Origin of the sequence: Halogranum amylolyticum (assembly GCF_900110465.1) — an archaeon.
Classification (GTDB): domain Archaea; phylum Halobacteriota; class Halobacteria; order Halobacteriales; family Haloferacaceae; genus Halogranum; species Halogranum amylolyticum.
On record NZ_FODV01000023.1, the window covers coordinates 13480 to 25225 of the forward strand.

11 protein-coding genes are annotated in these 11746 nt (G+C 65.6%); 3 read left to right on the forward strand and 8 right to left on the reverse strand.

Translation table 11 applies throughout. The features are described from left to right. Positions 1–25 precede the first annotated feature (25 nt). The 8 genes from BSG17_RS22065 to BSG17_RS22095 all read right to left on the reverse strand — a co-directional run bounded on the left by BSG17_RS22065 (position 26) and on the right by BSG17_RS22095 (position 8179). Positions 26–1348 carry a nucleotide sugar dehydrogenase gene (locus BSG17_RS22065; RefSeq protein ID WP_211609281.1) on the reverse strand — a complete coding sequence of 441 codons (1323 nt, stop codon included), beginning with the start codon at positions 1346–1348 and terminating at the stop codon, positions 26–28. Then, positions 1341–2729, reverse strand: coding sequence for a nucleotide sugar dehydrogenase (locus BSG17_RS22070; RefSeq protein WP_089827555.1), 1389 nt, complete (start codon positions 2727–2729; stop codon positions 1341–1343). Before BSG17_RS22070 ends, BSG17_RS22065 begins: the two co-directional genes overlap by 8 nt. Further along, entirely contained in the window at positions 2726–3310 is a 585-nt protein-coding gene (locus tag BSG17_RS22075; RefSeq protein ID WP_089827556.1) for an acyltransferase, read from the reverse strand. Before BSG17_RS22075 ends, BSG17_RS22070 begins: the two co-directional genes overlap by 4 nt. Position 3311: 1 nt before the next feature. Continuing rightward, entirely contained in the window at positions 3312–3473 is a 162-nt protein-coding gene (locus BSG17_RS27310; protein ID WP_170864915.1) for a hypothetical protein, read from the reverse strand. 158 nt (positions 3474–3631) lie between these two features. Continuing rightward, complete coding sequence (locus BSG17_RS22080; RefSeq protein ID WP_089827557.1) at positions 3632–4039, reverse strand: DUF7522 family protein; 408 nt, start codon at positions 4037–4039, stop codon at positions 3632–3634. 59 nt (positions 4040–4098) lie between these two features. Continuing rightward, a complete protein-coding gene (locus tag BSG17_RS22085; protein WP_089827558.1) occupies positions 4099–5808 on the reverse strand; it encodes a glucosamine inositolphosphorylceramide transferase family protein in 1710 nt (569 codons plus the stop codon). A gap of 246 nt (positions 5809–6054) precedes the next feature. After that, the gene (locus BSG17_RS22090) at positions 6055–7050 is read right to left on the reverse strand and encodes a Gfo/Idh/MocA family protein (protein ID WP_089827559.1); all 996 of its coding nucleotides are present in this window, start codon (positions 7048–7050) and stop codon (positions 6055–6057) included. After that, positions 7043–8179 carry a DegT/DnrJ/EryC1/StrS family aminotransferase gene (locus BSG17_RS22095; RefSeq protein ID WP_089827560.1) on the reverse strand — a complete coding sequence of 379 codons (1137 nt, stop codon included), beginning with the start codon at positions 8177–8179 and terminating at the stop codon, positions 7043–7045. The genes BSG17_RS22090 and BSG17_RS22095 overlap by 8 nt, the downstream gene beginning before the upstream one ends. 324 nt (positions 8180–8503) lie before the next feature. Between BSG17_RS22095 and BSG17_RS22100 the strand changes: the two genes are divergently transcribed. The 3 genes from BSG17_RS22100 to BSG17_RS22110 all read left to right on the forward strand — a co-directional run bounded on the left by BSG17_RS22100 (position 8504) and on the right by BSG17_RS22110 (position 11676). Further along, complete coding sequence (locus BSG17_RS22100) at positions 8504–9502, forward strand: DUF1616 domain-containing protein (RefSeq protein ID WP_089827561.1); 999 nt, start codon at positions 8504–8506, stop codon at positions 9500–9502. After that, positions 9503–10078, forward strand: coding sequence for a metal-dependent hydrolase (locus BSG17_RS22105; protein ID WP_089827562.1), 576 nt, complete (start codon positions 9503–9505; stop codon positions 10076–10078). Between the two features lie 140 nt (positions 10079–10218). After that, complete coding sequence (locus tag BSG17_RS22110) at positions 10219–11676, forward strand: pectate lyase family protein (RefSeq protein ID WP_089827563.1); 1458 nt, start codon at positions 10219–10221, stop codon at positions 11674–11676. The last annotated feature ends 70 nt before the right edge of the window (positions 11677–11746 follow it).

Below are 11746 nucleotides of genomic sequence, written 5' to 3' on the forward strand. Positions count from 1 at the left end.
AGGGTCCTCCTGAATCACGGTCGGCTTACAGGTTGTCGTAGACGAAGCCGGCGGCCGTCACCTCGTCTTCGTTCATCGTGTTCTCGACGTCGATGAGCACCGGCGCGTCGTTGAGGTCGGCGGCCATCGCATCGGCGTCGAGGTCGGCGAACTCGTCGTGCGGCGTCGCGAGGATGACCCCGTCGTAGCCGTCGAACGCTATCTCGTCGGTCATCTCGATACCGAAGTACTCCGCGCTGGCCTCGTCGTCCGCTCGCGGGTCGTAGCCGACGAGTTCGACGCCGTACTCCTGCAGTTCGCTGATGACGCCGCGCACCTCGGAGGTGCGGATGTCGCCGACGTTCGGCTTGTAGGCGAGGCCGAGTACGAGCAGGCGGGCGTCGGAGAGCACCTTCTTCTGGTCGTTGAGCGCCTTCAGCGTCAACTCGGCGGTGTGCTTCGGCATGTACTCGTTGACCTCGCGGGCCTGCAAGATGAGCTTCGGCTGGTACCCTTTCCGCTCGGAGCCGTGTGCGAGGTAGTTCGGGTCCACCGGGATGCAGTGGCCGCCGACGAGACCGGGGTGGTAGTCGTGGAAGTTCCACTTCGTCCCCGCCGCCTCGAGCACGTCGTTGGTGTCGATGTCGAGGTGGTCACAGATGATCGAGAGCTCGTTCATCAGCGCGATGTTGAGGTCGCGCTGGACGTTCTCGGTCACCTTCGCCGCCTCGGCTGTTTCGAGGTTGGGCGCCTCGTGGATACCCGCGTCGACGACGGAGCCGTACAGCTCCGCGAGGTCGGCGAGCACCTCGTCGGTCGACCCGCTGACGATCTTCACGACCTCCTGGAGCGTCCGTTCGGTCCCCGGTGCGAGTCGCTCCGGCGAGTAGCCGAGGTAGAACTCTTCGTCGAGCGTGAGTCCCGACTCCTCGGCCAGAATCGGCCCGAGCACGTCGCGGGTGACGCCGGGATAGACGGTCGATTCGAGCACGACCGTCGTGTCCTCGGTCAGATTCTTCCCGACCGTGCGGGCGGCGGCCTTGATGAAGTCGAGGTTCGGGTTGTTCATCTCGTCGACCGGCGTCGGCACCGTAATGATGGCGTAGTCGGCCTCCGCGATCTTCGCGGCGTCGGTCGTGAACTCGACGTCGCTCTCGACGATGGTGTCGTCGCCGAGGTCGCCCTCGGTCGTGTCGACCCCGTCGTCGAGCGCGGCGATCTTGTCCTCGTCGATGTCGAACCCGGTGACGTCGTGGCCCTCTTCGTCGAAGGCGACCGCCAGCGGCAGGCCGACGTAGCCCTGGCCAACCACACAGATTCTCTTGTTCTCGGCTCTCGTGTCGCGTGCTTCCGTTGTTGCTTCAGACATTGACACCAACTCCTCGGTAGTGGACCGCGTCGTGGCCACGCAGTTCGGTCAGCGACTGACGGCCGTCCACGACGACCAGCCGTCCGTCCTGCGGTGCGAGACTCGTGAGATCGAGGTCGTCGAACGCCTCCTGCGGCGTCACGAGCACGACCGCGTCGTACGTCTCGGCGACACCGTCGAGGTCGACCAGGTTCGCGCCGGCCGCCTCGAACGGCTCGGTGTGGGTGTTGACGGGGTCGACCGCGTCGACGTCGACGCCCTCCTCGACCAGTCGCTCGACGAGCGGCAGCGCGGGGGTCGCGCGGATCTCGTCGACGCCGGGTCGGTACGTGAGTCCGAGTACCAGCGCCGTCGACTCGGCGGGGTCGACGCCCTCGGCGTGCAGGCCGTCGACGGCGTGGTCGGCGGTGTAGAGCGGCATCTCGTCGTTCGTGTCGCGGGCGGCCCGCATGACGGGCGTCTCCGTGTCGAACTCCTTCATGATGAACCGCGGGTAGTACGGGATACAGTGGCCGCCGACGCCCGCACCCGGTGCGTGAATCTCACAGAACGGCTGGGTGTTGGCCGCTTCGATGGCCTCCGTCACGTCGATGTCGAACGCCTCAGTGTGCTGTGCCAGTTCGTTGGCCAGCCCGATGTTGACGTCGCGGTAGACGCCCTCGAACACCTTGACCGCCTCTGCGGTCGTCGTGTCGGAGACGGTGATGATCTCGTTGGTGTTGAGATGACCGTAGATGAGTTCTGCGACCCGCGTGCTCTCCTCGTCGGCGCCGCCGACGATCTTCGGGTAGGCACCGCGGATGTCTTCCAGCGCCCGCCCGCTGGAGGTCCGCTCCGGGCAGAACGCGAGGCCGAACTCGCCCAGTTCGAGTCCGGACTCGTCTTCGAGGATGGGAAGCAGGCGGTCGACGCAGGAGCGCGGCGGCAGCGTCGACTCGGCGATGACCATGTCACCCTCCTCGAGTCCGCTGGCGATGTCGCGCATCACCGACTCGACGATAGAGAGGTCGGGTGCGCCGTTGTCGTCGATGAGCGTCGGGACGATGACGACGTGGACGCGGGCGTCGGTGGCCGCCTCTTTCGGGTCGGCAACCGCGCGGAAGGCGTCGCGAGAGACGAGATCGTCGACGAGTTCGTCCAGCCCCGGTTCGCCCGCGATGTGGTTCTCGCCGGCGTTGAGCCCGGCGACCACGTCGGGGTCGACGTCCGCGCCGGTGACGTTGCCCGTCACCTCGGCGTAGACGCTCGCCAGCGGCAGGCCCATCTTGCCGAGGCCGTAGACTGCCACGGGAACTTCGCCGTTCGTGAACGCCGTCTGTTGGTCGTCCGCCGATGCCTCACTGCCGTACAGGGGGGTCCCTGTGTTGACTGCCTCACTCATGCGAGTTCGTTCTCCGTGTCGAGTTCGTCGGGGAGGGAGCGGTGTTCTGCGGGGGAGCCGACTGCGAGCGTCTCCGGCGGTACGTCCTCTGTCACTGTCGACCCGGCGGCGACGAACGCACCCTCACCGATGGTGACACCGGGGAGGATCGTCGCGTTCGCACCGATTGAGACGCCGTCCTCGATGGTCGGTCCCTGCATCTCGACGTCCTGTCGGACCGGGTAGGGGTCGTTCGTCAGCGTCGCCTTCGGCCCGATGAAGACGTTCGAGCCGACGGTGGTGTGCGTCGGGATGTAGACGCCCGTCTGCAGGCTGACGTTCGAGCCGATTTCACAGGTCCCGTCGATGACCGTCTCGGTGCCGACGACGACCTCGTCGCCGATGGTGGTGTTCTCGCGGACGAGGGCGTTGTGGCCGGTGACGAAGTCGTCGCCGACGTCGACGTCGGCGTAGACGATCGTCCCTTCCCGGATGCGCGCTCGGTCGCCCAGCGTCGTCGGCGACACGTCGTCGCCGTGCATGTAGCCGACCGTCGCGCCGTCGTCGATCTCGCAGCAGTCGCCGGCGTGGTACCAGCCCATCTCAACCCTCCACGCTGGCGGTGGCCGTCTCGAAGTCGATTCGGTCGTCGGTGGCGGTGTCCGTGTCGTCGTCCGCTGGCGCAGCGACCCTCCGGGCGGCGATGCCGAGCGCCGCCAGGGTGATGCCGAGGAGTGCCAGCCCGATGAGGAGTTTGCGGGTCATCTCTAGGTTGCTCTCACCGTCTCTGTGTCCTCAAAGGCGTTTTATTATGGGCGGAGTAAGGCCGCGCTTAGGCGTGCGTTAGGGTCATAATCGTCACTGAAAACCGGATTTCCTCCCTCTGAGTGACTCTCGTTGACATCCCACGCGAGAGACTGTGCTCAGAGCACCAGTGCGGCCAGACAGTCGTCCATGAGGGGGTTCTTCGAGATGAACACCGACGGCTCCAGCGACACCGCGACGCCCTCACACGCGCTGAGGAAGAAGAACGTCTCCGTGACCGTGTCGTAGTTCTTCACCACGAAGTTCAGCGTGTCGTGGTCCCCGTGTTGGTGACGGATGGTGCGTCCGAGCGACTCCATTCCCGTTGCCTCCATCACCGTCTTCAGCTCGGTCTGCTCTGTCGGAACCGTCTCGTCGCCCCGCAGGTAGACGAGTTCGTACGTCCCCGAGTCCTGAAACAGTTCCGTGTCGGTCGAGTAGTAGACGACCGCCCGGAGCTCGTCTCCGATCTCTCGCTGCAGCAACTCCGCAAGCCGTTGTGCCCGTTCCGTCTGCTTCGAGAACAACGGTGAGGTCCGTGCTGTTAGCTGTTTCCTTGTCGACGAGGCGTCCGCCCACTCGTCGACTACTCGTGTACTGTCTCCGCGAACGCCCCGAGTTCGTCGGCGGTGAGCACGTCGTCGAGCAGCCAGTAGCCGTGGACCGACCCCGTGAAGTTCTCCCCACCGGTCATCGCCCCGCCGAACACGGTGTAGGAGTTGTTGAAGTGGAACGTGCCGACGCTGTCGATCGACTCCAGCATCTCCCCGTCGGCGTACACCGTGTACCCGCCGTCACGGACGATCGCGAGCGTCGTCGGCGTCGTCGCGTCGCCACCCCTGACGGTGCTCTCGGTTCCGCCGCTGTCGACGGTCACCGCCCACTCGCCGTCGCGGACGTCGACTCGCATCCCCCGCGTCTTGCTCCGCTTGCCGTAGTCGAGCACGCGGGCGTCCTCACCGTCGCCCGGCGCGACCGAGAGCAGGAGCGTGAACGAGCGACTCTTGAGCAGCTCGGGAAACTCGTGGGGGACGAGCACGCGGTCCTCGTCGGTCCCGGCGAACACCCGGCCCGCACCCAGCGTCGTGTCCCTCGTCGCCGACGTCCCGCGGATCGTCCCGTGATGCGACCCGCAGCGGTCGAAGACGACGCCGTCGAGGCCGTGGCTGAAGTCGTACCACGCGGTCGCGCCGTACTCGTCGACGAGATTCTTCGGGGCGTGCGTCGGGTCGACGGTGGGGACGTCGTAGATACCGATGCTGTAGTCCTCCGTCGACGCCGTCCCGTCGACCGCACACCGCCACCCCTTCCCGTCGCCCAGCGACCACGGGTCGAACGTGTGCATCGTCGTCGCGTTCCAGCCGACGCCGAACTCCGAGAGCACCGGCGAGGAGGCGACCTCCTCGTCGGCGTAGCTGCTCGTCGTGAGGTCGGTCACGCGGTAGGCACGGGTCTTGTCGCCGTACTGGTCCTCGAGATCCTGGAAGAAGAAGTAGATCTCGTCGTCGACGACGAGCGGGCGACCGCCCTGTCGGGCCGCCTCCCGACGTCCCGTCACTACGGGGTTGTTCTCGTGGGGCGTCCAGTCGGTCGCCTCGAGCTCCGTCGAGTGATAGAGCATCACCTTGTCGTTGTCCTTGTCGGTCGCGAGCCACCAACGGCCGTCGTAGCGGAAGAACACCGGGTCGTGCGAGTAGTAGTCGACGTCGATGGCGTTGCCGACCTTCGACCACTCGGTGGGGAACTCCTCGGCCTTCCACAGTTCGACTCGCTTTCCCGTCGGCGGACACATGTAGTACTCGCCGTCGTACTTCCAGATCAGCGGGAACGAGGTGTGTTCGTCCTTCTGGAGGACGACCTGGTCGTACTCCCACTCCAGCCCGTCGTCGCTAGTGGCGTGACCGATAGGAGCGTCCGGTCGTCGGTCGTGGTTGACGATCTCGAAGAACATGTGCCACTCGCCTTCCTCGACGAACATGAACGGGTCGGCGACGTAGTCGACGTCACCGTAGTCGGTCACGTCGGCGGCGGTCAACACGGGGTTGTCGGCCTCGACGCTCGGACCGGCGACCAACGGGAGGGTGCCGGGCGTCTCCGTCGGCCACGGGGGGATGGTGTCGCCGCTGTGGACGAACTGGCTCTCCGGTGTCGTCGTCTCGGTGTCGGTCGGCGTGTGAGAGGGGGATCCCGTCTCCGTCGGCGTCTGTGCCGGTTCGGTGGACTGTCCGATACATCCAGCCAGCCCCGCCGCGGCAGCCGAGAGGGACCAGAGGAACGTACGCCGTTTCTGTTCCATACCCCGACTTCCGCTCCCGATGGTGTAAATGAGATAGACTGTTCACTGAGATCAGAGATACTGAGAACGGACAAAACGCCCGGTTAAGGCGGTCTTGTCTGTGTACTAACCCCGAACGCCGTTCGCCAACACCGCGAACTGACAGTATCGACACGTCGCTGTCTCAGTCCGTCGGCGACGGTGTAGTTGGGGGAGATTACTTCGAAAACAGCCGTCACGAAAAGTAGACTGGGCCGATCTGAGGGGTCAGTCGTCCTGCGTGACCGGCGAGTGTTCGGTCCGCGTCGCCGGCTCGTCCGCCGCGAGCTCGTCGAGTTCGCGGGTGACCTCGAGTGCGCGGAGGCCGTCAGCGCCGGTGACGACCGGCTCGGAGCCGGTGCGGACCGCGTCGGTGAAGGCGGCGAGCTCCTTCTTCAGGGGTTCGCCCTGGTCGACGGTGAGCTTCTCGACGACGTTCTCGTGGCGGTAGCGGACGTCGCCGTCCTCGACGTACTCGGGCGCCGACTGGCGGTGGATCTCGATGCTCTGGTCGATGTAGTCGACTTTCACGCGCGCCTCGGCCGCCGAGATGGTGAGCTGCCGGACCTTCTCCTGAGTGATACGACTCGCGGTCAGCTCGGCGACCGTCCCGTCGTCGAACTGGAGGTTGGCGGCACCGTACGCTCCCTTCTGCGTGCCGACGGCGTTGACCGAGCTGACCTCCTCGCCGACGATGGCGAGCACGATGTCGATGTCGTGGATCATCAGATCCATCACGGCGCTGTCGTCGATCTCGCGGTTCAGCGGCGGGCCGAGTCGTTCGGCCGTCACCGCGATGACGTCGAGGTCGTCGACGAGGTCCATCAGCGTCCGTACGGCCGGGTTGAACCGCTCGACGTGACCGACCTGTAGCACGACGTCGCGCTTCTCGGCGAAGTCGATGAGCGTCTGGCCCTTCTTGGGGTCCTCGACGAACGGCTTCTCGACGAGCACGTTGACGCCGGCGTCGATACACTCGCGGGCGGCGTCGAAGTGGTACTGCGTCGGGACGGCGATGGAGACTGCGTCGGCCTCCTCGAGCAGCTCGTCCATCGTGAGCGCTCGCGTGTCGAAGTCGCCGGCGACCTCCTCGGCGCGCTCCATCGCGGCGTCGTAGACGCCGACCAGTTCGACGCCCGGCAGATCCTGATAGATCCGGACGTGGTTCTGTCCCATACTGCCGACGCCGATTACTCCGGCTTTGACTGTCTCTGAGTTAGACATGGGTTACCTCCTCTCTGCGGGCGAGTTCGTCGACCGGTTCGACGTCGACCTCGTGCATCACGTCGACGATGGTCTCGAGGTCTTCCTGCGTCAGGTTCGGGTGGACCGGCAGCGAGAGCGCCTGTTCGGCGACGGTCTCGGCGACGTCGAGGTCGGTCGGACCCGAGTAGTCGTCGTACGCCTCGAGTTCGTGGATCGGGTTCGGGTAGTAGACGCCGCTGCCGACACCGTGGTCGTCGAGTTGGTCGACGAGTTCCTCGCGGTTGCCCACCCGGATCGTGTACTGGTGGTAGACGTGGCGCAGCCCCTCCGGCTCCGTCGGGGTGACGGCTGCGATGTCCTCGAGCCCGTCGGTGAGGAACGCCGCGTGTTCGCGGCGGGCCTCGTTGAACTCGCGGATGCGGTCCATCTGTGCGACGCCGATGGCGGCACAGAGGTTCGTCATCCGGAAGTTGTGGCCGACCTCGACGTGCTCGTAGCCGGACTGACTCCGACCGTGGTTGATGAAGCGCCGAGCGGCGTCGGCGACGTCCTCGTCGTTCGTCGTGATCATCCCGCCCTCGCCGGTCGTCATGTTCTTGGTCGGGTAGAACGAGAAGCAGGCGACGTCGCCCATCGAGCCGGCGGTCTCGTCGTGGTAGTCTGCGCCGTGTGCCTGCGCGGCGTCCTCGACGAGCGGGACGTCGTACTCGGCGGCGATCTCGCGCAGGTGGTCCATCTCGGCCGACAGGCCGTAGAGGTGGACCGGCATGATGGCGTCGACGTCGCCGTCGCGCTCGCGGATCAGCTCTTCGACCGCGTGCGGGTCAAGGTTGAACGTCTCGGGGTCGACGTCGGCGAAGGCGGGCTCCGCGCCCGCGAATCTGATCGTGTTCGCCGTCGCGACGAACGAGAACGGCGTCGTAACGACGGTGTCCCCGCGTTCGACGCCCGCCGCGGTCAGCGCCGCGTGTAGCGCGGTTGTGCCGTTCGTCGTGGCGACGGCGTGCTCCGCGTCACAGTAGTCGGCGAAGCGGTCCTCGAACTCCTCGACGGCGTCGCCCGCGGCGAGCTGGCCGGACTCGAGGACGTCGACGACTCCCTTCAGTTCGGCGTCCCCCACCTCGGGGTCGGCGATCGGAATACTCATCTGGCTCCCTCCGTCTGTTCGCTCCGACGGACGTGCGTCCCGTCCGATCTGTCGACCGGCGTGACTGTCGGAGCGCCCTTGTGGCCCAGTCGTCGCATCACCAGAGTAGAGAAGAGAGAGTGGCTTTATTATCGGTCGACTAAGCGGTGTCACGGGCCATTTCCGTCGGTTTCTGTGTGACGCTACGACCCGCGTAAACGTTGCAACCGCGCCGACCGACGAGAGGGATATTCGGACTTAGGCACCCTCTATGACGGAGAATTCGGGAGTTTAGGCGTGAACGGTACTCGGGCTTTTTAGTCGCGGAGCCAGTAGCCAGCGTCAATGACAGCCGTGTACGAGTGGATAGCCGACCTGTTTCTCGCTACCGTCGCCGCGCTGGCGGCGGCGGGAGCGGTCTACGTCGGTCTGTCGGGACCGATCCGTATCCTCGCACTCCTCCCGATCGTGTTGTTCCTTCCCGGGTACGCGATAGTTTCGGCACTCTACCCCGAGGGGATGCCGCGGTTGCGTTCACGCTCGGTTCGCGCTCTCAACCGGGCCGAACTCGACGATCCGACCGGTGTGAGCTACCGGCGCATCGGTCCGACCGAACGGGTGGTGCTCGCACTGGCGCTCAGCCTCGTCGTGCTCCCGATGACGGCGTACGCGCTCCACTTCACGCCGTTCGGTATCGCCACGCTGCCGCTCGTCGCGATCCTCTCTGGCCTGACGGTGCTGTTCTCCATACTGGCGGCCGTCCGCCGGGGATTCGTCGCCGCCGACGAGCGGTTCACGGTCGGCAGTCTCCTCCCGAGCGGGATGTTCGCTGGGCTCGGAGGTGGGACGTACAGTCTCCTGTTCGTCGCGAGTCTCCTCGTGCTCGCCGCGAGCGCCGGCGTCGCCGGTCTCGCCTCGCCTGCACAGGATCAGTTCACCGAGACGTACCTCGTCACCGAACAGAACGGCAACGTTACTACAGAGAACGTCGGTGAAACGGCCCGCAACGGTGGAACCGTCCAGCTCGCTATCACGAACCAGGAGGGCCAGGACGTGAGCTACACGACCGTCGTCCAGCTCGAGCAGGTGCAGAACGGGCAGGTGACGAACGCCGAGCGGGTCGACTCGTTCAGCACCGCCGTCGCCGCCGGCCAGACGGAACGGACGCCGTATCAGGTCGAGCAGTCCGGCGGCGACAACAGTCGCTTGGCGTTCCTCGTCTACAAGGGCGACCCGCCGTCTGACCCCTCCCGTGACAACGCCTACCGCGTCGTCCACGTCTGGCTCTCCTCCCCGAACGGACAACAGGCGCTCGCCGCGCCGTCGTCTTCGGGGGCAGTGTAGATGTGGCCGTGGGGACACGCCGCCTTCGGCTACGTCCTCGTCTCTCTCGGATCGCGGCTGACGCGCGGTAGACCCCCGAGCGGTGCGGCCGTCTTCGCCCTGCTCGTCGCGACCCAACTGCCGGATCTCGTCGACAAGCCGCTGTCGTGGGTGTTCCATCTCTTTCCGCAAGGTGTCTCGGTCGCCCACTCGGTGTTCGTCGCCGTCCCGCTCGGTCTCCTCGCCGTCGCGGCCGCGGCCCAACTCCGCCGGCTGGAGGTCGGCGTGGCGTTCACCGTCGGTTGGTGGTCGCATCTCCTCGGCGACGTCGCGACGGCGTTGCTCTACGGCTACGGGACGGAGTTCGCACTCATGCGCGTTCTCTGGCCGGTCGCGACGTTCCCGCCGTACGACGACCAGCAGGTCGCACTCGAACGGGTCCTCGAGTACCTCGGCGAGTTCCTGACCGCGCTGTCGACGACCCAGCAGGTCGGCCTGCTCGCCGTCTACTTCGGACCGTTCTTCGTCGCGTTCGTCCTCTGGCTCGTCGACGGCGCTCCCGGAGTGCGGAAGCTCCGGGAGCTGGCGGACATCTAGCTTTACATAGAACTCTTTTGGCCCGATCTGTTTATTTATTAATTCTAGAGAGGTATTTCCTTCCCATTTGTATCTTGTGGCCGTTTGTTAGTTCTGTTTCACAACTCTTATCAGCAAACCCGATTGTGGAGAAATTGCAAATGCCTGAGACCCCAGACAAGACGTTCAGTCGACGTTCCGTCCTTGGCACGGTCGGGGCGGCGGCACTCGGCGCGACGGCCCTCTCCGGTCGCGCCTCTGCAAGTCACGACTCTTACGAGACGATCAACATCGTCGACGCCGGCGCGGACAACACCGGTGGCGACTCTATCACTCCGATTCTCGACGACGTTCTCGACGACAACAGGAAGATCTACTTCCCGCCCGGCGAGTACTACGTCGACGAAGGTATCCGGTTCACCGACTTCGAGAAACTCTGGCTCTACGGTGAGGACGCCACCATCGTCCCGGCCCCCGCCGACGAGTTCGACGGGGCGGACCACATCTTCAAGCTCGGAACCGACTACGCACCGGGTGACTGGCTCCACATCGGCGATCTCACCTTCGACTTCACCGCCGAGAACACGGGAGTGCGAGCCATCCAGGCGCAGGTCAACGACTGTTACATCCACGACGTCGACTTCGTCGGCGAACACGACGCCGGCACCCACGGTCCGATGCTCGTCGACATCATCGACGAAGACAGCATCGCCGCGGTGGACCGTGTCCGGATGCCCGACGGCGGCGCGTGGACGGAGAACACCGAGCAGGACGGCGACCCCGTCGTCCGCTGGGGCCCCACCGGCTTCATCGTCAGCCCGTATCACAACGGGACCCTCTGGGTACGCGACTGCGTCATCGGCGGCTTCCCCGATAACGGGCTCTACGACTCTGGCAAGGACGGCACCGTCGTCGTCAAAGGCGGCCAGTTCGAGAACAGCAACACGGCGAGCATCCGCCTCGACGGCTACCGAAGCATGATCGACGGTGCCACCATCACCGTCGACGGCGCACGCAACGACGACGCCGCCCAGCAGGCGATCCGTCTCGACGGCGGCAGCGGCTGTGCCGTGAAGAACTCGGAGATCGTCCTCGAGGAACCCACCGCCAACGGGATCACCGTCCGCTCCGGCGTCGACTCCGCGAAGATCGAAGGGACCACCATCGACGTCACGGACGGCTACGTGAACGCCGCCATCATGGTCGAAGAGGACGCCGGTCGGACGGTGATCGACGACTGTTCCGTCGACCTGGACGCCACTGGACAGGCCATCGAACTCCGCTCCGGCGACGAACCCTGTGTGATCAAGAACACGACCGTCACCGGCGACGGCTCCGGTGCGACCGGCGGTCGCGAGACCATCATCTGCGACCGCGACGGATCGCTGCTCCGCTCGAACACGGTCGAACACTCCGGGCCTGACTACCGCCGCGGCGTCGTGATCCGCGGCGACGACATCACCGTCTCCGGTGGTCGCTACGAGGCGACGCACTACCCGCTCGTCGTCGAGGGTGACGACGCGACCATCGAGAACGTCACGGCCAGCTCCTACGGTGGCTACGACGCTGTCGACGTCGACGGCGGGAGCGGACTCCGACTCGTCGACAACGACTTCTAAACGCGACCGACGCCGCCGACACGCCGGTCGTCACACCCGACTCGTTCCTCTGACATTTTTTACTCGATCC

What these genes read in the sequence shown, in the direction of transcription:
- BSG17_RS22065 (WP_211609281.1), bottom strand. Translation starts at nt 1,348, where the DNA reads ATGTCTGAAGCAACAACGGAAGCACGCGACACGAGAGCCGAGAACAAG.
- BSG17_RS22070 (WP_089827555.1), bottom strand. Translation starts at nt 2,729, where the DNA reads ATGAGTGAGGCAGTCAACACAGGGACCCCCCTGTACGGCAGTGAGGCA.
- BSG17_RS22075 (WP_089827556.1), bottom strand. Translation starts at nt 3,310, where the DNA reads ATGGGCTGGTACCACGCCGGCGACTGCTGCGAGATCGACGACGGCGCG.
- BSG17_RS27310 (WP_170864915.1), bottom strand. Translation starts at nt 3,473, where the DNA reads ATGACCCGCAAACTCCTCATCGGGCTGGCACTCCTCGGCATCACCCTG.
- BSG17_RS22085 (WP_089827558.1), bottom strand. Translation starts at nt 5,808, where the DNA reads ATGGAACAGAAACGGCGTACGTTCCTCTGGTCCCTCTCGGCTGCCGCG.
- BSG17_RS22090 (WP_089827559.1), bottom strand. Translation starts at nt 7,050, where the DNA reads ATGTCTAACTCAGAGACAGTCAAAGCCGGAGTAATCGGCGTCGGCAGT.
- BSG17_RS22095 (WP_089827560.1), bottom strand. Translation starts at nt 8,179, where the DNA reads ATGAGTATTCCGATCGCCGACCCCGAGGTGGGGGACGCCGAACTGAAG.
- BSG17_RS22100 (WP_089827561.1), top strand. Translation starts at nt 8,504, where the DNA reads ATGACAGCCGTGTACGAGTGGATAGCCGACCTGTTTCTCGCTACCGTC.
- BSG17_RS22105 (WP_089827562.1), top strand. Translation starts at nt 9,503, where the DNA reads ATGTGGCCGTGGGGACACGCCGCCTTCGGCTACGTCCTCGTCTCTCTC.
- BSG17_RS22110 (WP_089827563.1), top strand. Translation starts at nt 10,219, where the DNA reads ATGCCTGAGACCCCAGACAAGACGTTCAGTCGACGTTCCGTCCTTGGC.